Annotated in this window: 17 protein-coding genes; 6 read left to right on the top strand and 11 right to left on the bottom strand. The window is 65.6% G+C overall.

The features are described from left to right. Nucleotides 1-2: 2 nt before the first annotated feature. The 5 genes from BRAS3843_RS03095 to BRAS3843_RS03115 all read right to left on the bottom strand — a co-directional run bounded on the left by BRAS3843_RS03095 (nucleotide 3) and on the right by BRAS3843_RS03115 (nucleotide 4,157). Nucleotides 3-1,340 (bottom strand): copper oxidase, encoded by a 1,338-nt coding sequence (locus BRAS3843_RS03095; protein WP_008967253.1) that lies wholly within the window; start codon nucleotides 1,338-1,340, stop codon nucleotides 3-5. Nucleotides 1,341-1,357: 17 nt separating this feature from the next. Continuing rightward, the gene (locus BRAS3843_RS03100; protein WP_008967254.1) at nucleotides 1,358-2,782 is read right to left on the bottom strand and encodes a TolC family protein; all 1,425 of its coding nucleotides are present in this window, start codon (nucleotides 2,780-2,782) and stop codon (nucleotides 1,358-1,360) included. Between the two features lie 11 nt (nucleotides 2,783-2,793). Further along, nucleotides 2,794-3,081, bottom strand: a complete 288-nt coding sequence (locus tag BRAS3843_RS03105; RefSeq protein WP_035980680.1) for a hypothetical protein — start codon at nucleotides 3,079-3,081, stop codon at nucleotides 2,794-2,796. Between the two features lie 63 nt (nucleotides 3,082-3,144). Then, a complete protein-coding gene (locus BRAS3843_RS03110; RefSeq protein ID WP_244425106.1) occupies nucleotides 3,145-3,582 on the bottom strand; it encodes a hypothetical protein in 438 nt (145 codons plus the stop codon). Between the two features lie 275 nt (nucleotides 3,583-3,857). After that, nucleotides 3,858-4,157 carry a helix-turn-helix domain-containing protein gene (locus tag BRAS3843_RS03115; RefSeq protein WP_008967257.1) on the bottom strand — a complete coding sequence of 100 codons (300 nt, stop codon included), beginning with the start codon at nucleotides 4,155-4,157 and terminating at the stop codon, nucleotides 3,858-3,860. A gap of 66 nt (nucleotides 4,158-4,223) precedes the next feature. Between BRAS3843_RS03115 and BRAS3843_RS03120 the strand changes: the two genes are divergently transcribed. Together BRAS3843_RS03120 and BRAS3843_RS03125 are read left to right on the top strand one after the other, a co-directional pair. After that, nucleotides 4,224-5,177 carry a threonine/serine dehydratase gene (locus BRAS3843_RS03120; RefSeq protein ID WP_008967258.1) on the top strand — a complete coding sequence of 318 codons (954 nt, stop codon included), beginning with the start codon at nucleotides 4,224-4,226 and terminating at the stop codon, nucleotides 5,175-5,177. Between the two features lie 120 nt (nucleotides 5,178-5,297). Then, nucleotides 5,298-6,524 carry an MFS transporter gene (locus tag BRAS3843_RS03125; protein ID WP_035980683.1) on the top strand — a complete coding sequence of 409 codons (1,227 nt, stop codon included), beginning with the start codon at nucleotides 5,298-5,300 and terminating at the stop codon, nucleotides 6,522-6,524. Nucleotides 6,525-6,577: 53 nt separating this feature from the next. On the opposite strand, the gene BRAS3843_RS03130 is transcribed toward BRAS3843_RS03125, so the two are convergent. The 6 genes from BRAS3843_RS03130 to BRAS3843_RS03155 all read right to left on the bottom strand — a co-directional run bounded on the left by BRAS3843_RS03130 (nucleotide 6,578) and on the right by BRAS3843_RS03155 (nucleotide 15,342). Then, the gene (locus BRAS3843_RS03130; RefSeq protein ID WP_008967260.1) at nucleotides 6,578-8,173 is read right to left on the bottom strand and encodes a gamma-glutamyltransferase; all 1,596 of its coding nucleotides are present in this window, start codon (nucleotides 8,171-8,173) and stop codon (nucleotides 6,578-6,580) included. Nucleotides 8,174-8,314: 141 nt separating this feature from the next. Continuing rightward, on the bottom strand, nucleotides 8,315-8,698 hold the full coding sequence (locus BRAS3843_RS03135; RefSeq protein ID WP_008967261.1) for a RidA family protein: 384 nt from the start codon (nucleotides 8,696-8,698) through the stop codon (nucleotides 8,315-8,317). A 139-nt stretch (nucleotides 8,699-8,837) separates the two neighbouring features. Then, nucleotides 8,838-11,168: an acetamidase/formamidase family protein gene (locus tag BRAS3843_RS03140; protein WP_008967262.1), complete on the bottom strand. Its 2,331-nt coding sequence runs from the start codon at nucleotides 11,166-11,168 to the stop codon at nucleotides 8,838-8,840. Nucleotides 11,169-11,299: 131 nt separating this feature from the next. After that, nucleotides 11,300-12,541: an acetamidase/formamidase family protein gene (locus BRAS3843_RS03145; protein ID WP_008967263.1), complete on the bottom strand. Its 1,242-nt coding sequence runs from the start codon at nucleotides 12,539-12,541 to the stop codon at nucleotides 11,300-11,302. A gap of 58 nt (nucleotides 12,542-12,599) precedes the next feature. Next, nucleotides 12,600-14,222 carry an amino acid ABC transporter permease/ATP-binding protein gene (locus BRAS3843_RS03150; protein WP_008967264.1) on the bottom strand — a complete coding sequence of 541 codons (1,623 nt, stop codon included), beginning with the start codon at nucleotides 14,220-14,222 and terminating at the stop codon, nucleotides 12,600-12,602. 229 nt (nucleotides 14,223-14,451) lie between these two features. Further along, nucleotides 14,452-15,342 carry an ABC transporter substrate-binding protein gene (locus BRAS3843_RS03155; protein WP_008967265.1) on the bottom strand — a complete coding sequence of 297 codons (891 nt, stop codon included), beginning with the start codon at nucleotides 15,340-15,342 and terminating at the stop codon, nucleotides 14,452-14,454. Nucleotides 15,343-15,732: 390 nt separating this feature from the next. Between BRAS3843_RS03155 and BRAS3843_RS03160 the strand changes: the two genes are divergently transcribed. The 4 genes from BRAS3843_RS03160 (at nucleotide 15,733) to BRAS3843_RS03175 (ending at nucleotide 19,655) form a co-directional block, all read left to right on the top strand. Next, nucleotides 15,733-16,557: an ABC transporter permease gene (locus BRAS3843_RS03160; RefSeq protein WP_008967266.1), complete on the top strand. Its 825-nt coding sequence runs from the start codon at nucleotides 15,733-15,735 to the stop codon at nucleotides 16,555-16,557. Further along, nucleotides 16,557-17,621, top strand: coding sequence for an ABC transporter ATP-binding protein (locus tag BRAS3843_RS03165; RefSeq protein ID WP_008967267.1), 1,065 nt, complete (start codon nucleotides 16,557-16,559; stop codon nucleotides 17,619-17,621). The genes BRAS3843_RS03160 and BRAS3843_RS03165 overlap by 1 nt, the downstream gene beginning before the upstream one ends. 13 nt (nucleotides 17,622-17,634) lie before the next feature. Further along, nucleotides 17,635-18,663, top strand: a complete 1,029-nt coding sequence (locus tag BRAS3843_RS03170; RefSeq protein ID WP_008967268.1) for an extracellular solute-binding protein — start codon at nucleotides 17,635-17,637, stop codon at nucleotides 18,661-18,663. Nucleotides 18,664-18,824: 161 nt separating this feature from the next. Next, nucleotides 18,825-19,655, top strand: coding sequence for an ABC transporter permease (locus BRAS3843_RS03175; protein ID WP_008967269.1), 831 nt, complete (start codon nucleotides 18,825-18,827; stop codon nucleotides 19,653-19,655). Nucleotides 19,656-19,753 lie beyond the last annotated feature (98 nt).

The following is a 19,753-nucleotide window of genomic DNA, read 5'->3' on the forward strand; positions in this document are numbered from 1 at the left end:
CATCATCGTTGCGTCCCGGTTCGCTTCGCGGCTGGCGGCTGCTGCCGCGGAGGTCCTGCGCTGGGGGTCTCGACCTCATGGGCCACCGTGCCCGGCGGAAACTGATAGGGGCCGGGATCGCGGTAGTCGTCGCGTGCGAGGTCGTCGCGCACCTTCAGCACCGTGAACATGCCGCCCATCTCGATTGCGCCGAACTGACCATCACCGGTCATCATCGGCAGCGTGTTGTCGGGCGCGGGCATCTCCATGTTGCCCATCGCCATGCCGGTTGCGCCCATCACCATCGCATCCGGCGCGAGCTTGCCGACGGCGCGGGCGAGCTCCTTGCGCGACACGCCGATCAGGTTGCGCATCTCGTGGCCCATCGCGTTCATGGTGTGATGTGATTTGTGGCAGTGGAACGCCCAGTCGCCGGGATTGTCGGCGACGAAGTCGAACGCCCGGATGGCGCCGACCGGCACGTCCGTCGTCGTCTCCGGGAGCTGCGCGGTTTCCGGAATCCAGCCGCCATCGGTGCCGGTCACCTGGAAACTGTGGCCATGCAGATGGATCGGATGATTAGTCATGGTGAGATTGCCGATCCGCACGCGCACTTTGTCGCCGAGCCGCACCGGCATGGGATCGATGCCCGGGAAGACGCGCGCGTTCCAGGTCCACATGTTGAAGTCGGTCATCTCGTTGACCTGCGGCAGGAAGCTGCCGGGATCGATCCGATAGGTCGACATCACGAAGACGAAGTCGCGATCGACGGGACGAAAGCCACGGTCACGCGGATGCACGACGATCATGCCCATCATGCCCATTGCCATCTGCACCATCTCGTCGGAATGCGGGTGGTACATGAACGTCCCGCTTTTCTTCATCTCGAACTCATAGACGAAGGTCTTGCCCGGCTTGATGTGCGGCTGCGTCAGTCCGCCGACGCCGTCCATGCCGCAGGGCAGGATGACGCCGTGCCAGTGCACGCTGGTATATTCGGGCAATTTGTTGGTGACGAAGATGCGAACCTTGTCGCCCTCGACCGCTTCGACGGTCGGTCCGGGGGATTGCCCGTTATAGCCCCAGAGATGCGCGATCATGCCGGGCGCGAACTCGCGCTCGACGGGCTCGGCAACCAGATGGAATTCCTTCCAGTCGCCGTTCATGCGCCAGGGCAGCGTCCAGCCGTTCAGGGTCACGACCGGCTGATAGTCCGGGCCCATGGTCGGATGCAGCGGTGGCTGCGTCGCCGCGCGCTCCATGGTCGGGGCTTCGGGAATCGCGGCCGCCTGTACCCGGCCGGAGACCGCGCCGGCGCCGACCAGCGCGGCGGTGCTCAGAAGTGTCCTGCGTGAGAACATTCGAATGTCTCCCTTTGTCAGTCGCTGCTCGGATCGCGTGCGCTCGCGGTCAGCTGCGGTGCGTTCTCGGATGCGCCGCTGCTGCCGCCATTGATGGCGGCGGAGAGCTCGGTTTGCGCGAGAAAGAAGTTGCTGCTGGCATCGATCGCGGCACGGCGCGAGGCGATCCGCTGACGCGCCTCGACCAGCAGTGCGAAGACATCAACCTGCATGCTGGAATAGCGCAGCTGCATCTCGTCGCTGATAATCTGCCGTAGTGGCAGCACTTCGCGCTGGTAATGGCGTGCGATGTCGTAGGTCGAGCGGTAGCTGCGATAGGCGTCGCGCGCCTCCGAGCGGATGTTGACGGCCTTCTCGGTCAGGCGATTGAACGCGAGATTGTAGCTTTCGACCGCCTGCCGCACCCGGACCTCGCCGCCGTCGAAGATCGGAATCTGGAACTGCACGTCGACGCCGCGCTCGCTGAACTTGCGTCCATCGGGGTCGCGGGTGGTGCGATCGATGCCGGCGAGGTCGAGCAGGTTCACGAAGCGCGTCGCCTCGGTGAGGCTGAGCGATTTCGCCAAGGCTGCGAGCTCGATGCGCGCGATCTGCAGGTCGACGCGATGGCCCACCGCGTCGGCCTCGACCAACGGCTCGGTCAGCGGCTGCCGCGGCAGCTCGGGCAGGTGGTCGGGCAGACGGAAGGCGAGGTCGTCGCCCCACAGGCCCATGAGGCGCGTCAGCCGCTCGCGCGCGCTTGCAGCCGCCTGGCGGGCGGAGGCGAGCTCGGCCGTGGTCTCGGCGTAAAACACCTGCTCGCGGGCCTGATCGAGCCGGTTGAGCGCGCCGGTCTCGCCGAGCTTGCGCGCGAGCTGCGCGGTGGCCTCCGCTGCGGATTGCGCCTCGGTGAGCAAAGCGACGAGCTCGCTCGCGGCCACCGTGCGGACATAGGTGCGGCGCACATCGGTCGCGAGCCGCAACGTCGCCAGCGCCGCCTTGAGCTGCGCCTGATGGAAACGGTCGCGCGCGATCTCCGAGCGGGCGGGCAGGGTCGCAAGCGCCAGGATGTCGCCCGCGACCTGGCGCTCGGCTTCGAACGCGCCGTCGCCGGAGATGTGGGAGAGCGAGAAGGTCGGGTTCGGCGGCAGGCTGTCCTGGACCAGATCGGCTTCGCTCAGCGCCAGCTCGTCATAGGCGGCCTGCAGGCCCTTGTTGTTGAGCAGCGCGAGCTGCACCGCCGCGTCCGCGTTGAGCGGACGCGCCAATAGGCGCCGGCTCGCGGCGCGCACGCGATCGCCATCCTCGGCCGCGCGCACGGCCGTCGCCTCTTTATTGATCGTGCGTTTCGTGACGTCGGCGACCACGCTCATGCCGCCGTCCGGCGAGAACGAGGCACATCCGCCAAGCGCCAACGCCGCGGCGAGCGCCGTCGCTGGCGCCAGCCTGAAGATCCCGGTCATCGTTGGCGCTCCTAGCGATCGGATTCGGAGCGCGGCGCTACGGCGTCGTTGCGCTCGCGCCAGGACGTGGGCGCTGCCGGACGTAGGCTGCTATAGGGCGCGGTGATCGCGCGATACTGCACCGGAGCCACCCTGGCCGTGGGATCAGCCGGATCGGCGCCGCCGAGCGTCATTGCAGTCGGCAGGCATCCGGCGGTGCCGATGGCGGTAGCGACGAGCGTCAGCACGGAGAACGAAAGTGGCAGGCGGCCACGCGCCGGACATGCGGCAGCGCGCTTCGCCTTCGATGGCGATAACATGACGGGTCCTTTGATCTGTCGATGAACCGGCGCGGCCATGAGGCCGCACGCCGTGGCGTTCGTTCAGACCAGGACGATCGGCGGACGATAGAGCAGCGGCGGCGCGCGGCCGACCAGGCTCTGGTTGCCTTGCGTGACGCGCTCCGCGGCGGGGCGCAGCGGTGCGCTCAGGCCCGGCAGATCGGCGGCGATCCCGACCACGCACAGCGTCGCACAGCAAGGGCCCGGCATCTTGCCGCCATCATGATGGTCGGCGGGCAGGGGCTGATCGGCCCGATCGTGCACATGCATGCCGTCATGATGGTGGAACGCATGGTCGGCATCGAGATGGCCCATCACCTCGTGGCTCATCACGTCGTGTGCGGCCATCGCGTGATGGACCGCGACCGGAACCACATCGAAGCAGGGCTCTTCCACGTTGCCCAGCGCCATCGCGAAGCTCGGGCTGACCACGCAGAAGAGATAGGCCAGGACGACCAGGCGTCCCGCCAAAAACCTCATCCGCCGTGTCATTGCGAGCGACATCGCTTTCCAGACAATTCCCTGCCTTGCCGAGTCGTATCTAGCGGCAAAGCCGGGCGCCGCCAAGGCCCTGCGCCCGGCGGCGCTACTTATGGGGAGCTTCTGTTGCAGCAATGTGGCTTGAGCATGAACGCCTCCGACGCGCTGTGTCGCCAGGCCGATGTGGCTGCCGCATGCGCGGCAGTTGCGGCAGTTGTTGCCTTAAGCGCGCGTCGGTTGAGATCGTCAAATCTTCGCGGGACATCGGAACGATGCTACAGCCGACCGATCAGCTGTTTCGCCGCTTTCAGCCCGGCCTCGTCGCGCTTGTAGAACGTCCAGCCCTTGGCGCGCTTGGTCTTGACCAGCCCCGCTGCCGTCAGCACCCGCATATGCTCGCTCAGGGTCGGGGCCGAAATGCCGAGTTTCTCGGCGATCGAGACGCCGCACACGCCGTCCCTGACCAGATCGCCATCGGCCTGCGGCGGAAAATGCAGCCGCGGCTCGCGCAGCCAGGCGAGTATCTGCAGCCGCTTGCCATTGGCCAGCGCACGGAACGTCACGTCAGGAGCCATTTTGTGACTTTGCCAAATGGCTAATTCATGTCAAGAGAGGCTGAAGGCGATTTGAGGAGGTGCGGCATGGCGGATGTCGCGAAAGCGGTGGATCGGCAGGGCATCGCGACGACTTATGAGCTGATCCGGCCGCATATCCGTCAGACCCCGCTGATCACGGTTGCCGGCGAGGACTTCGGTCTGCAGATATCGTCGCTGCGGCTGAAGCTCGAACTCATGCAGCATGCAGGCTCGTTCAAGCCGCGTGGCGCCTTCGCCAATCTCCTGACGCGCGATGTCCCCGCAGCCGGAGTGGTCGCGGCCTCCGGCGGCAATCATGGTGTCGCGGTGGCGTTTGCGGCCAACCGCCTGGGCAAGAAGGCGGCGATCTTCGTGCCGACCATCGCCTCGCGATCGAAGATCGAGATGATCACGCGCCATGGCGCCGAGATCCATGTCGGCGGCGATCGTTATGCCGATGCGCTGGCCGCGAGCGAAAGGCATGTCGCGGCGAGCGGCGCGATTGCGATCCATGCCTTCGATCAAGCCGAGACCATGCTGGGGCAGGGCTCGGTCGGGCTCGAGATCGAGCGCGACGCTCCCGAGATCGACACGCTGCTGGTGGCGGTCGGCGGCGGCGGGCTGATCGGCGGCATCGCGGCCTGGTATGAGGGACGCATCAAGATCGTCGCAGTCGAGTCCGACGGCGCGCCGACCTTGCGCGACGCGCTGGCGGCAGGCCGTCCGGTCGATGCGCCCGCGGGCGGCATCGCGGCCGACAGTCTGGCGCCGAGACGGATCGGGGAGTGGGTATTTCCGCTCGCCCGCAAATTTGTCGCCCCCGATGTCGTGCTGGTGCGTGACGAGGATATCCGCGCCGCGCAACGGGCCTTGTGGGCGAATCTGCGGGTCGTCAGCGAACCCGGCGGCGCAGCCGCCTTCGCCGCGCTCTTGTCAGGCGCTTATCGCCCGGAACGTTCCGAGCGCGTCGCGGTGCTGCTCTGTGGCGCCAACACCACGGCGGTGAATTTCGAAGAGTGAGCTTGCCCCGCATCGTCCCAGATCAAGCGCGTGTTGCAGTGCTTCTGCATGCTCACCTTGCGGTGCTGCGGCTTGACTGCAAACCCGCTGACGACGAAGTTCTCCGCCGTGCACGTCCATCTGAATCACCATCAGGAAACGCCCAGCTTCGCCCCTGATTCGCGTCAGGCATGGGTCCGGCTCGGCCTCGCGCTGCTGATCGCATCGATCGGCGGCGCCGGCATGTGGTCGGTCGTGGTCGTGCTGCCGGCCGTGCAGGCCGAATATGCCGCGAGCCGTGCCGCGGTGTCGCTGGCCTACACGCTCACCATGTTCGGCTTCGGCCTCGGCGGCGTGATCGTCGGTCGCATCACCGATCGTTTCGGCATCGTGACGGCCATGGCTCTGAGCATTGCCTGCACCGGCATGTCCTACGTGCTCGTTGGTCTCTCCACGACGCTCTGGCAGTTCCAGGCGGTCTATTTCCTGATTGGGCTCGGCGCGTCGGCGACCTTCGCGCCGCTGATGGCGGAAGCCTCGCACTGGTTCGACCGCTATCGCGGGCTTGCCGTCACCATCGTCGCCGCCGGCAATTATGTCGCGGGCACGGTGTGGCCGCCGATCGTGAATTACGGCACCCAGAGTGTGGGATGGCGCACCACGCACATCGCCATCGGCCTGTTCTGCGCGACATCGATGACACTGCTCTTGGCGGTGTTGCGGGCGCGGATGAACGGCGTCGCCGCGCAAAGCCATGCGCACGCGGCGCCGCCGCGGCTCGATCTCGGCATCTCGACCAATGCGCTGACGGTGCTGCTCTGTATCGCCGGCGTTGCCTGCTGCGTGGCGATGGCGATGCCGCAGGTCCATATTGTCGCCTATTGCGGCGATCTCGGCTATGGCGTCGCTGCCGGCGCCGAGATGCTGTCCCTGATGATGGGGTTCGGCATCGTCAGCCGCATCGGCTCCGGTTTCCTCGCCGATCGCATCGGCGGGTTGCGCACCTTGCTGGTCGGTTCGCTGGCGCAGGGCTTTGCGCTCAGCTTCTATCTGTTCTTCGACGGCTTGAGCTCGCTCTACGTGATCTCCGCGATGTTCGGCCTGTTCCAGGGCGGCATCGTGCCGAGCTATGCGATCATCATCCGCGAGACCATGCCGGCGCAGGAGGCCGCGACCAGGATCGGCATCGTCGTCTTCGCGACCGTGGTCGGCATGTCGTTCGGCGGCTGGATCTCGGGCGTGATCTTCGACGCGACCGGTTCCTATGCCGCCGCCTTCATCAATGGCGTCGCCTGGAACGGGCTTAACCTGGCGATTGTGCTGACGCTGTTGATGCTGGCGCGGCGTCAGCGGGCGGCGATGGCGTGACTCGGCGGACAAAGCCGGATTGCTTCGGGTGCGTCGTAATGACGATACCAGCCCTACGCCTCAGCCACCGCATCGCTCCAGGCATGGAAGATCTCGGTGGCGCCGCTGTTGGTGTCGCCGTCGCGCAGCACCAAGCTCGGGCAGGCGAATTTGAGCGGCAGCGTCTGCACCGGCGCCTGTTCGACATCGAACCTGGATTTCAGCGCCGACAGTGCACCTGCTGACAGTCGCGTATCCGCGCCGACGATGTCGCCCTCGCTGGTATCGATGCGCGGCTGGTGGATCGCACGATTAAGATCCATGCCGAAATCCATCACGAAGGACAGCATCTGCGTCACCGCGGGCAGGATGCGGCGCCCGCCGGAAGCGCCGAGCGCCAGGCGACGGCCGTCGGCGGCTTCGGCCACCACCGGCGTGTAGTTGGTGAGGCAGCGCTTGCCGGGTTCAAGCGAGTTGGTCGTGCCCGGGGCCGGGTCGAACCACATGATGCCATTGTTCATCATGATGCCGCTCTGCGGGGTCTGGAATTTCGAGCCGAAGGTCGAGAGCAGGGTCTGCGTCACCGCGGCCATGTTGCCGTCGCGATCGACCACCGAATAATGCGTGGTGCAGGCCGGCGCGAGATATTCGGCGCCGAGCGCGCGACGTCCGTCGGCATCGCCCATGCCGTTGAGCCGCTCCCGATAGGCGGCCTGCAAGGCCTCCACGTAAGCGAGGTAAGCGGCAGGGTCGGGTGCGCCGCGCGAGGGCTGCAGGTTCGCTTGCAACAGCCGCAGCGTCTGCGCGAGCGTGGGCCCCGCGGTGAGTTCGGGCGTCGCGAACACCATGCCGCCGCGATAGGGGATTTTCAGCGGCTCGCGGTGATGCGCCTTGAAGCTCGCGAGATCTTCGACCGAGAGCCCGCCGCCGGCGGCCTGGATGTCGCGCGCGATCGAGCGGGCGAGGTCGCCCTGGTAGAAATCACGGGCGCCGGCGGCGGCGAGATGCGCCAGCGTTGCCTTCAGTTGCTGCTGTGGCAGCCGCACCACCGATTTGACGCCCCATTGCGGGTTCGGCGGCAGAGCGTCGTTCAAATAGGCCGCGGCGCTGGCCGGGTAGCGGCGCAAATCGGCCGCGGCACTGGAGATCATCACCGTGGTCCACCAGTCGACCAGCAGGCCCTCGCCGGCAAGCGTCACGCTCGGCGCGACCAGCTCCTGCCATGACAGCTTGGCGTAGCGCTGACGCGCCGCCTCCATGCCGGCGACCACGCCGGGCACCGCGATCGCGCCAGGGCCGTGCAGATTGCGGTCGTCCTTGACGCGCGCCCAGGGGAAAATGTCGGCGGCGACCGTACCGTCGCCTAGAAGTGGATAGTCCGCCACGCGCAGGCTGTCCGGCGCGCGCATGCCATAGTCGATCACCTCGACGCGATTCTCTTTGGCCCGGTACAGCACCATGGCCCCGCCACCGCCGATGCCGCTCATCCAGGGCTCGAGCACGCCGAGCGCAAACCCGGTCGCCACCACTGCATCGACGCAGTCGCCGCCGGCCGCCAGCACATCGGCGCCGATCTCCGCCGCGTGTCGCGACTGCGCAGCGACAATGCCGCCTTTCGAGCTGACCGCGGGCTTTCTGATCTCTTGGCGGCGGGAAAACTGGTTCGGCATGGGGCTTCCTCACGACATCATTGTCGTGAACGAATTGACATCGCGCGAGTGTGCGAGGCAATCGGCGAAAGGGTCTGGCACCTGCGACCTCAGCGAATGGTCTGGAGATTGCGCCGGTGAGGATATATTTACCTTCAGCGTCTATGGTCGTTTGCAGACCAGATCGATCTCGATCAGCGCGTCATAAGCGAGACCGGTGACCCCGACGCAGGTGCGGGCAGGCAAGCGGTCCGCGGGGAAGAACGAGCGGTAGGTTTCATTCATTGCCGCGTAATCTTCCTTGAAGCGCGTCAGGTAAATCCTAGCCATCACAATATGTTCGAAGCCGAGGTTGAGACCTTGGAGGATGTACTTCAAGTTCTGCATCACCGCCTTCGTCTGATCGATGATGCCCTCCGGCAGCACGCCTGGAGCTTGGGGTGAGTCCGGCATCTGCCCGGTGACGAAGACGAACCCGTCCGTCTCAACGGCATGGCTGAACGGGGCAACGGGCCTGGTCGCGCCCGCGATCATGTGGAACTGCATGGTGAGGATCCTTCTTGTTTGAATGAATGTGCAGGATGGGCAAAGCGGCGCCGTCAGGCGGTGCGTGCCCACCATGATAGGGGGCACTGATCAGCGGTGGGCACGCTTCGCGTTGCCCACCCTACGACGTAGCCTGAAATCAGCTGACATCCTCGAACAGCCGCTTGCTCAGGATCGCGTGCACGCCCCAATTGCCGTCGACCACCTGGGTGACGCCAAAGTCGACCGCGGCCGACATCAGCGCGACCGCCTCGTCCTCGCTGAGCCCTTTGACGTGCATTAGGAACCGGCGCATCTTGCGGAAGGCATCCTTCATCGCGAGGTCGAGCGAGGACGTGGCATAGACCTCGCTCTGACCCTGTGCGCCGAACTCGGCCAGATAGTTCGGGTGGCTGAAGCCGGTCAGCACCCAGTCGGTCGCGGTCTCGATCAGCGGATAGGTGAGGTCGGCAAACGGCTTGCCGGCAAGCTGCCCCTTCTTGTGCAGGATCACCTGGAACGTGCCTGTCATCGAGCATTCGATCGCGGTGCCGGAGAGCTCGCCGTCGCCTTGGGTGGCGTGGGGATCGCCGACCGACAGCAGCGCGCCGGGCACTGCGACCGGCAGATAGACTGCCGATCCCTTGCCGAGCCGCCAATTGTCGAGGTTGCCGCCGAAATAAGACGGCGGGATCGAGTCGACGAAATCGAGTTCGCGCGGCGCCACCGCGATCACCCCGAAATGCGGCCGCAGCGGAATCCGGACGTGATCGAGCACGCCGTGGCGGCGCTTGACGCTGCCGGGCGAAACCGGAACGCCGGGATAGTCGTAGGTGGCGTGCACCACGCCGAACGGATCGGTCTGCGGCTCCCAGCGATAGGAGTAGAGCGCGCGGGCATGGGGCTCGGCGTCGTCGGCGAAGATCTCATAGATCGTTACGGCCTCGCGCGGATTGGGGCCGGCCAGCAGTTCGTTGTAGTGATAGCCCCACCACGCGGCGACGCCGGAGCCGAACACACGGCCGGCATAGTCGGCGCTGCGACTCGGCCGCGGCACGATGTCGAGGATGCGCACCTCCAGCACGTCGCCGGGCTGCGCATCCTTCACCGCCACCGGGCCGGTGCAGATGTGCACGCCAAAACCTTCGCCGGCGCCGCGCCCGAACACGCTGGCATCCATCGGGCCGGCGCCGCGCCGGTCGACGTTCTTTTTGGTGCTGGTCCAGCCGAACACGCTCTCCGCGCCGGCATCGCCCGATATCATGCGCTCGGGATCGTCGGAGGCGTGCTGCGTCAGGGTTTCGATGGTGATGGTGTCGCCGGACGCGATCTCGCACTGCGGAGGCAGCGAACGGCTGAAATAGCCCCAGTGCACGCGGTCGGCTGACACGGCGAGATGGTGCCGCTGCTGCGCGGCGGCCAGATCGTTGGTCTGCGCTGGCAGCATGGTCTGGCCTTTCGCAGGCGCGACCTGATGCGCGCGCAATTGCGCCAGCGCCTGATGCGGCCAGCCGCGCTGGCCGCGCGGTGCGGCGGCCGCGCTGGTCCGCTCGGCCTGCTGCTGCCGGAACTCGCGCGGCGACAGGCCGAAACGCTGGCGGAAGCTGCGGCTGAAATGCGCGGAATCGGCAAAGCCGCAGCGATAGGCGATCTCGGAGATCGAATGGTGCGCTTCGGTCGGGTTGGAGAGATCGGCAAGCGCCCGCTGCAGCCGGCGCTCGCGCACATAATGACTGAAATTGTCGCCGGCACCTTCGAACAGTTTCTGCAGGTAGCGCTCGGAAATGCCTTCCGCCTGCGCGATCCGCGCGGGTGTCAGCTCGGCGTCGTCGAGCCGGCGTTCGATGGTCTGACAGATCCGGTGCAGGGTGGCGGCCTGGGTCGCGCTGTTGCAGGCATCCTTGACGGACGCCGCCTGCTGGTGCGCCAGCGTGAGCAACAGGTCGACAAGGCTTTGCGCGACCGTGCTCCATTCGGCATCGCTCAAGCTTTCAAGCGATCGCGCGGTGGCCGCCAGCGTGCCGCAGAAGATTTCGGCGAGACCGTTCGGTGGGATGACATGAGGCCTGGTGAACTCAAGTTTGCCGATCATGCGGCCATGCAGCGCATCCGATGTCACCGACAATGCGATCGCGCGCAGGTCACGCTGGAATCCGATGCTGCAATCTCCGCCGCGGGGCAGCAGCACCAAATGCCCGGCCGGCACGATGCGATGGCCCTCGGTGCTCTTCAGCACGGCGCCATCCTCGGTCACCAGCAGCGCGATTGGCAGATCCTCATGGGCATGAGGCAGCGGCGCCACGACCTGTGCGCCGGCTGCCAGTCGCGATACTGCCACGCCCGGCGCGTTGCGATGCGAGGCGGTCGCATGCCCGTCATAGAAGGAGGACTTGGCTGCCGGCTGCAGCCCGGCCGCGTTCAGGACATCGCGCCACGCTTCAGGGCGCTCGTCCTGCGCATAGGATTCGCTGGTGAAGGGGCGAAAACTCATGACACGACCCGGGTTGCGGAAGGCGAAGCAACCCCCGTGCCAGACGAGTTCGACTGTTCGCCGCCACGGCGGCGTCACAATGACGCTCATATCCCCCGCCGCTGGTCCAAAAGAGCTTTCAGCCCAGTGCACTACTCACATCGGAACACGCTCTTGCGGATGGTGCCGTGGACGCCCCAATTGGCGTCGACCACCTGGGTGACGCCAAAATCGGCACCGACCGACATCAGTGAGATCGCCTCATCCTCGCTCAGCCGCTGCACGGTCATCAGGAAGCGCCTGAGCTTGCGGAACGCATCGCGCATGGCGCGATCGAGGCTCGAATGGTTGGCGATCTCGGTTTGCGCATTGGCGCCGAGCTCGGCGAGGTAGTTCGGATAGGTAAAACCGTACACCGACCAGGCTTGAGCGGTTTCCAGCAGGGGATGGGTGAGACCTTCGAGCGGCGTGCCGCCGAGATCGTTCTTCTTGTGGAGGATGAACTCGAAGTCGCCGGTCAGTGATGTCTCGATCGCGGTGCCGCCGAGCTCGCTGTCGCCCTGCGCCGCATGCGGATCGCCAACCGAGAAATAGGCGCCGGGCACGGCGACCGGATAATACATCCGCGCGCCCTTGCCGATCCGCCAGTCATCGATGTTGCCGCCGGAATAGCCTGGCGGAATCGAGGAGACGAAATCGGCTTCCGATGGCGCCAGCCCCATGGTGCCGAAATGCAGCCGCGCCGGCACCCTGATGTCGGCCAGGATGTTCTCGCGCTTGGTGATGGTCGTATGATCGACGCGCACGCCCGGATAATCGATGGTCGCGTGCACGATGCCGTCGGGGTCGGTCTGTGGCGTCCAGACGTAATTGTAGACCGCCTTGGCATAAGGTTCGCCGGAGGTGTCGAGCTCGAAGATGGTGATGACCTCGCGCGGCTTCGGCTCCTCGATCAGGTCGTGATAGTGAAAGCCCCAATTGGCGGCGACATTGGAGCCGAAGCATTTGCCGGCATGGCAGCCGCATTGGCTCGGCCGCGGCCGGATGTCCAGGATGCGGACCTCCAGCACGTCGCCGGGCTCGGCGCCTTCGATCGCGACAGGACCGGTAAGCAGATGCACGCCGAGACCTTCGCCCGAGCCGCGAATGAACGGGCCTTGGGTCGGGCCCGCGCCGCGGCGCGCCAGCGCCTTGTGCTCGCGGGTCCAGGCGAACACGCTCTCGGCGCCGGGATCGTCCTTGATCATCCGCTCATAGTCGTCATTGGCGTGATGGGTGAGCGTCTCGATGGTGGCGCGGTCGCCGGAGCGCAAGGTCAGCGCCGGGGCGACCACTTTGCTGAAATAGCCCCAGTGAACGGTTTTCGGTGACACCGGCAGCAGGTGATGTCTCATGCAAGGGCCTCTTTGCAGCTGGGACGCGAGATCATTGATGTTGATGTGAAGGATGAGCTCATGCCACGGCGTCCTTCTGCCGCTCGGCATCCATCACCGACAGGAAACGCGCGGTCAGCGGATGACGCGGATGGGACAGCACCTCGTGCGCCGGGCCTTGCTCCAGGATCACGCCGCCGTTGAGGAAAGCGACGCGGTCGGCAACCTCGTCGGCAAAGCGGATCTGATGCGTCGAGATGATCATGGTGAGCCCATCATCGATCGCGAGCCGCCGGATCACTTCCAGCACTTCGTTGACCAGCTCGGGGTCGAGCGCCGAGGTCGGCTCATCCAGCAGCAGGACGCTGGGATTGGGGGCGAGCGCGCGCGCAATCGCGACGCGCTGCTGCTGGCCGCCGGAGAGATGGCGCGGCAGCGCATCGGCGCGATGGCTGAGCCCGACACGTTCCAGCAATTCGCCGGCGCGGCGCTCGGCCTCGAAGCGGCCGAGGCCATGAACCCAGCGCAGGGGACCGGCGATGTTTTCCTTCGCGGTGAGATGAGCAAACAGGTTGAACTGCTGGAACACCATGCCGACGCCGACATTGGCGCGCTCGTTGGCGATGGCACGTGGCGACAGCGTCCTGCCGTCGTCGCCGAAGCCGAGCCGGCGACCGCCGACGCGGATCTCGCCGGCCTCCCAATGCTCCAGATGATTGATGCAACGGAGCAGGGTGCTCTTGCCCGAGCCGCTCGGACCCAGCAACGCGACCACCTCGCCGATGCGCACCGTGAGATCGAGGCCATCGAGGACAGCGTGACCGTGATAGCTCTTGCGCAGATCCTTCACCTCGACCGCGATGTTGTTGCGGGCAATGGTGGCGGCGCGCTTGGCGCGATCCTCGCTGGTCAGGGCGAGCGGCGGCGTCTCCTTCAGCTCAGCCGGCTCGGGCGTGGCTGTGTCAGCGGCGGTCTGCTCGGCGAGCTTCGGCTTGGTGGCGACATCGACGCGACGCCAAGGCAGATAATCCGCCAGCTGGCGCTGGCGGCTGGCGCGGTCGAGATCCAGCAGCCATTCCAGCGCCAGCTGGATCGCGCTGACCGCGCCGGTCAGCACCAGATAGATCAGGCCGGACGCAAAGAAGATCGAGAAGAAGTCGAAGGTGGAGGAGGCGAGCTGGGTCGAGCGCAGCGTCAGCTCCTGCACCGCGATCACCGAGGCGAGCGAAGAGTTTTTCAGCGCACTGACCGCCTCGTTGCCGAAGGCGGGGATCATGGTGCGGATCGCCTGCGGCGCGATGATCCGCCGCATCAGCACCGCCGGTGTCATGCCGAGCGCCTGTCCTGCAAGCAGCTGCCCGCGATCGACGCCCAACACGCCGGCGCGCAGCATCTCCGCGATGAACGGCGCCTCGTTGCAGGCGAGCGCGAGGCCTGCGGCAAGCACCGCCGGCAGCTTGATGCCGATATGCGGCAGCGCGTCGTAGGCGAACACCATCTGCAGGATCAGCGGGGTGCCGCGGAAGATCACGGTGTAGCCGCGCGCCAGCGCCGAGAGCAGCCAGAAGCGGCTGAGCTGCATGCCCGCGAGAATGAGCCCAAGGATCAGTCCGCCGATCAGCCCGAGCGCCGTGACCTGCAGGGTCAGCTCGATGCCCTGCAGCAAATATGGCAGGCTGAGATAGTGCAGGAACAGGGACATCGATCAGTTCGCGCGGTGAGAGATTGAGCCCCGACGAGCGCGGCGGTGACGGTGCACCCTCTCCCCTTGTGGGAGAGGGTGCCTGAGATGCGAAGCATCGAAGGCGGGTGAGGGGTCTGCATCCGCGGAGACAGACCCCTCACCCGGCGCCTTCGGCTTCACCCTCTCCCACAAGGGGAGAGGGTGAAGCGTCCATGCGGCCGGCTTGGGAGGCTAAGACCTCATCTTCTCAATCCGCGGTCAGGATGTCCGGCTCCTTGAAGTTGGCGGGATCGAGCTCCCACTTCTTCAACAGCTCCTGGTGAACGCCGGCCTTCTGCACCTCGATCAGCGCGGCCAGCACCGCGTCACGGAATTTCGGCTTGTCCTTCGGCACGGCGATGCCGACCGAATAGGGGATGGTCACCGCGATCGCCTTCTCCAGCTTGTCGGGATAGGCCTTCACGGCCTGGTCCACCGTGTTGACGTCGTTGATGTAGGTGTCGGCACGGCCCGCCAGAATCGCCTGGATGCAGTTGGCATTGTTGTCATAGAGCTGCAGCGTTGGCTCCGGCTTGCCGGCGTCCTTGCATTTCGGCCCCATGTCCTGCACCAGCGGCACCTCGACGAAACCGGTGTTTTCGGCCGCGGCGGCCCCGCACAGGGTGAGGTCGATGCCGTGGATGCCCTTCGGATTGCCCTTGGCCACCAGCACGCCGTCGAACACCTTGGAATAGGTGATGAAGTCGGCCGCCTTGGCGCGCTCCTTGGTGGCGTAGATATCGGAGATCACGATGTCGGCCTGGCCGCTCGCCAGCGTGGTCAGCAATGCCGCGAACACCACCGGCTTGTAGGTGAGCGTGAAGCCGAGGCAGTCGCCGATCGCCTCGCCGAGGTCGATGTCGAAGCCGACATATTTGCTCGGGTCCTTGGGATCGATCGCCTCATAGCCCGGCGTATGTGGGTTGATCGCGTTGGTGAGCGTCTTGCCCTTCCAGTCCGGATATTTGTCCTGCAGCGCCGCGCAGCCCGCAGGCGTCGCGGCTTGCGCCTCGATCGGCGTCAACAGTCCCGCCGCGATCACGGCGCCGAGCGCGGCCAGCCACGCGCGGCGCGCCTTGGTGAAAAGCCATTTCTGCATTTGCCAGCTCCTTCGAAACGGTCGTGGTCGCGTGGTCCGGCGACGCTGTGGTGCGTCGCCGCGGCCCAGGCTCGAAGGAAGCTTACGGGTGCGCGCACGCGGAAGACTTGTCCACGGGCGCACAAAATGTTGCAAAGTGCCGGCGCAAGAATTGAGCAGGGCATGCCCAAAAACTATCCGCGACACCGAGCGGAGATAGCCGGGGGTTCGTGCTTGCGGTGAAGCCGCGCAACGATGCGCGTACTGATCGTTGCCGCGCGCGCTGTGCCGCGATGCAAATGTGCAGCGCGATAGTTCGCGCCGCGGGCTTGGCTCGCGCGTGGCGGCCGACTACGATGCCGCCGCTCGCGTTCGAGCATCTGGGGCTATCTCGTTGGTAAGGTGTCCATAATGATGTTCCGTTTAACGGAACAGCCGTCAGTTGGCCGCGTCCTGATGCGGACACTGATTGCACTCGCGTATCTCATCATCTTCGCGCCTGTCGTGATGATCGTGGTCACGAGCTTCTTCGCGCAGGAGCTGATCAGCTTCCCGCCGCCGGCGCTCTCCTTGGCATGGTACGCCAACGCATGGGCCAAGCCCGAATTCCTGCGCGGCCTGCTCACGAGCTTTCAGGTCGCCTTGCTCGCCGCCGCGATTGGCGTGCCGATCGGCACGGCAGCGGCGCTCGCGATCGTGCGCGGTGAATTTCCGGGACGCCAGACTTTGAGTTCGTTCCTGCTCGCGCCGCTCGCCGTCCCCGGTGTGGTCGCCGGCTCCGGCCTTTATATGCTCTATGTGCTGGCCGAGGATTTCTTTGACCGTGATATCAAGGCGACCACGGAAGGGCTGGTGGCCGCGCACACGCTGCTCGCAATTCCCTGGACGGTGCGCCTGGTCGTGGCGAGCCTGCAAGGCCTCGACCGCAGAGCGGAAGAAGCCGCTGCAAACCTCGGCGCCAGCCCCTTCACGGTGTTTCGCCGCATCACGCTGCCGATGATGCGGCCGGGCGTGGTGGCGGCCGCGATGTTCTCCTTCATCCAAAGCTTCGAGAATCTCGACCTCTCGATGCTGCTGGTCGGCCCCGGTCGGATCACGCTCCCTGTCGCAATGCTGAACTATCTCGAATTCCGAATCGATCCCACCTTGGCCGCGGTGGCGACCGTCCAGATCACATTGGTTGGACTGCTGATGGTGGTGACGGACCGCTTCGTCAAACTCTCCCGGGTCGTTTGATGTCTCGGCTGTCGCTTGAAAGGCTGAGTAAGCGCTTCGGTACATCCGTCGCGGTCGATGAGCTGGATCTCACCATCCAGCAAGGAGAGCTCGTCGCGCTGCTCGGCCCTTCCGGCTGCGGCAAGACCACCACCTTGCGCATGGTCGCGGGGTTCCTGCCGCCGACCAGCGGGCGCGTCTTGTTCGATGCCGAGGATGTCACCCGGCAGCCCGCCTACAAGCGCGCGACCGGCATGGTGTTCCAGTCCTACGCGCTGTTTCCGCACATGACCGCGGCCGACAATGTCGGCTTTGGCCTGGAGATGCGCGGGCTGAATGCGGCGGAATGCAAGGCGAGGATTGACGAGGCGCTCAAGCTCGTCCGCCTGCCGCATCTCGCCGACCGCTTGCCGCGCCAGCTCTCCGGCGGCCAGCAGCAGCGCGTGGCACTGGCGCGGGCGCTGGTGATCAATCCGCGCATCTTCCTGCTCGACGAGCCCTTGTCCAATCTCGATGCCAAATTGCGCAGCGAGGTGCGGCTCGAAATCCGCGCGCTGCAGCAGCGCCTGGGTCTGACCACGCTGATGGTCACGCATGACCGCGAGGAAGCGCTGACCATGGCCGACCGCCTGGTCGTCATGGAGGGCGGCCGCGTGCGCCAGATCGGCACGCCGCAGCAGCTCTACGATACGCCGAAGGACGCCTTCGTCGCCGACTTCGTCGGGCGCTGCAACATCCTCTCGGGCCGCCGCGAGAGCGAAGTCCAATTCCGCACCGACAGCGGGCTTGCGTTACCCGTCGACAGCATGGCCGATGAGTGCAAGGATGCCGACGCCTTTGCGCTGCGGCCGGAGCGGATCACGCTGCTGACCGGCGGCACCGATGGTGTGCAGGGACGGCTCAAGGCCGTCACCTATATGGGTCCGCAGACCGAATACGTGGTCGCGGTCGGCGAAGAGACCCTGGTGGTGATCCGCCAGACGCCCGGCGCCGGCGAGCCGCTGGCGGCGCTGAAGCCTGAGGACACCGTGTCATTGCAATGGGACCGCAGGGCTCCGCGCCTTGTCCCGCAAACATCAGCATGAGTGAGAGGTCATCATGATTTCGCGACGCCATTTTCTCTCTGCCACCGCCGGCGCTGCGGCGCTGGCCTCCGCTCTCCCTGCGCGCGCGGAAACCGGCCAGATCGTGGTCGGCACCTGGGGTGGCGACTATGGGCAGTTGCTCAGCGACATCATCGACAAGCCGATCCTGATCCCGAAGGGCTACGAGATCGTGCAGGACATCGCCAACAACGATCCGCGCAAGACCAAGCTGCTCGCCGAGCGGCAGAGCCGGCGCGGCTCCATGGATGTGGCGCTGCTGTCTGACAGCGATATGTACATCGTGGCGCAGTCCGGCACCTTCGATCCGATCGATCCCAAGCAGATGACGCGGCTCGACAAGGTGTTTCCGGAGCTCAAGAGCGACATCGCCATTCCGCACATCTATTCAGCACAGGTGATCCTGTACAACACCAACCAGGTGAAGACGCCGCCACAATCCTTCGCCGATCTCTGGGATCCGAAATGGCGCGGCCGCGTCGGCCTCGCCGATATTCTCTATCCCAACAACACGCTGGCCGCGGCGTTGGCTGGCGGCGGCGGCCCGTCCAATCTCGACCCGGCCGAGAAGAAGCTGATGGAATGGCGCTCGCTGGACGTGAAGATCTATCCGTCGAACGAGGCGCTCGCCGCAGCGCTGAAGTCGGAAGAGGTGTGGCTCACCACGATGTGGCTGGCCCGCGGCTTCATGTGGAAGAAGGCCGGCATTCCGCTCGCCCATGTGGTGCCGAAGGAGGGCGCGCCGGCGATCGTGTTCCAGGGCTCGGTGCCGAAGAACGCCAGGAACAAGCCGGGCGCGTTCGCCTATCTCGATGCGATGCTGGATGCGAAGGCCCAGGTCGCCTTCGCCGACAAGATGGGATACGTGCCGACGGTGTCGGATGCGGTGCTGCCGGAGGATCTGGCCGCGCAGGTCAGCCTCAATGAGACCGAGCGTGCCCGGCTGGTGAAGCCGGACTATGCCTATGCCGCCGGCCGCTCGCAGCGGACGATGGATTTCTGGAACAAGGACTTCAAGGGCTAATCCCAATCACCGTCATTCCGGGGCAAGGCCGGTAGGCCTTGAACCCGGAATCTCGAGCTTGTTAGGAAAAGACGTAAGCCAATCTCGGGATTCCGGGTTCGATGCTGTCGCATCGCCCCGGAATGACGGCGGAGAAAATGTCCAGAGTCGGAATGAAAACCATGGCGCTGCTGGTCGTCCCCGCCTGCCTGCTGGTGCTCGCGCTGCTGGTTGGGCCGATGATCCTGATGTTCCGGATCTCGCTCAACCAGTTCAGCCCGACCCAGCTGATGGTGCAGGCCTTCACGCCCGACAATTATATCAAGGCGGCGACCGACCCTTACTACCAGCAGATCATCGTCTCGACGCTCGGCATCGCACTGTTCTGCACGCTGCTGACGCTCGTGCTCGCCTTTCCGGCGGCCTATTGGCTCGGCCGCATCGAGAGCCGCTGGAAGAGCCTCGCGGTCATCGCGACCCTGTTTCCACTGCTGGTCGGCAACGTGGTGCGCTCGGCGGGATGGATGGCGCTGTTCTCGCGCGGCGGCCTGATCAACGTGACGCTGCTCAAGCTCGGCATCATTTCGGAGCCGCTGGAGATCATGTACACGCCGAAGGCGGTGATCATCGGCATCATCGCCGTGGTGCTGCCCTACATGATCCTGACCATCGCCTCCGTGATCGAGAGCATTCCGCGCGATCTCGAAGATGCCGCCGCCAATCTCGGCGCCTCGGGCCTGCGCGTGTTCTGGCGGGTGATCCTGCCCTTGTCGGCGCCCGGCGTCGCCGCGGGCTCGATTCTGGTGTTCGTGCTGTGCATGAACACCTATGCAACGGCGGTGCTTCTCGGCGGCCCCAAATTCAAGATGATGGCACCGGCGGTGTACGACCAGTTCGTGCGCGGCAACAACTGGCCGATGGGCGCCACGCTCGCCTTCATGCTGCTGGCGGTGACGATGGCCTTCACGGTGTTCGGCAGCGTCGCTTTCGCGCGGCGGTACAGGACGGCGTAGGCATCATGAGATCACTTCGCGTCCGCAACGGAGGTGCACCCTCTCCCCTTGTGGGAGAGGGTGGTGAGATCGAACGAAGTGAGATCGAACCGGGTGAG

The organism is Bradyrhizobium sp. STM 3843, assembly GCF_000239815.1.
Classification (GTDB): domain Bacteria; phylum Pseudomonadota; class Alphaproteobacteria; order Rhizobiales; family Xanthobacteraceae; genus Bradyrhizobium.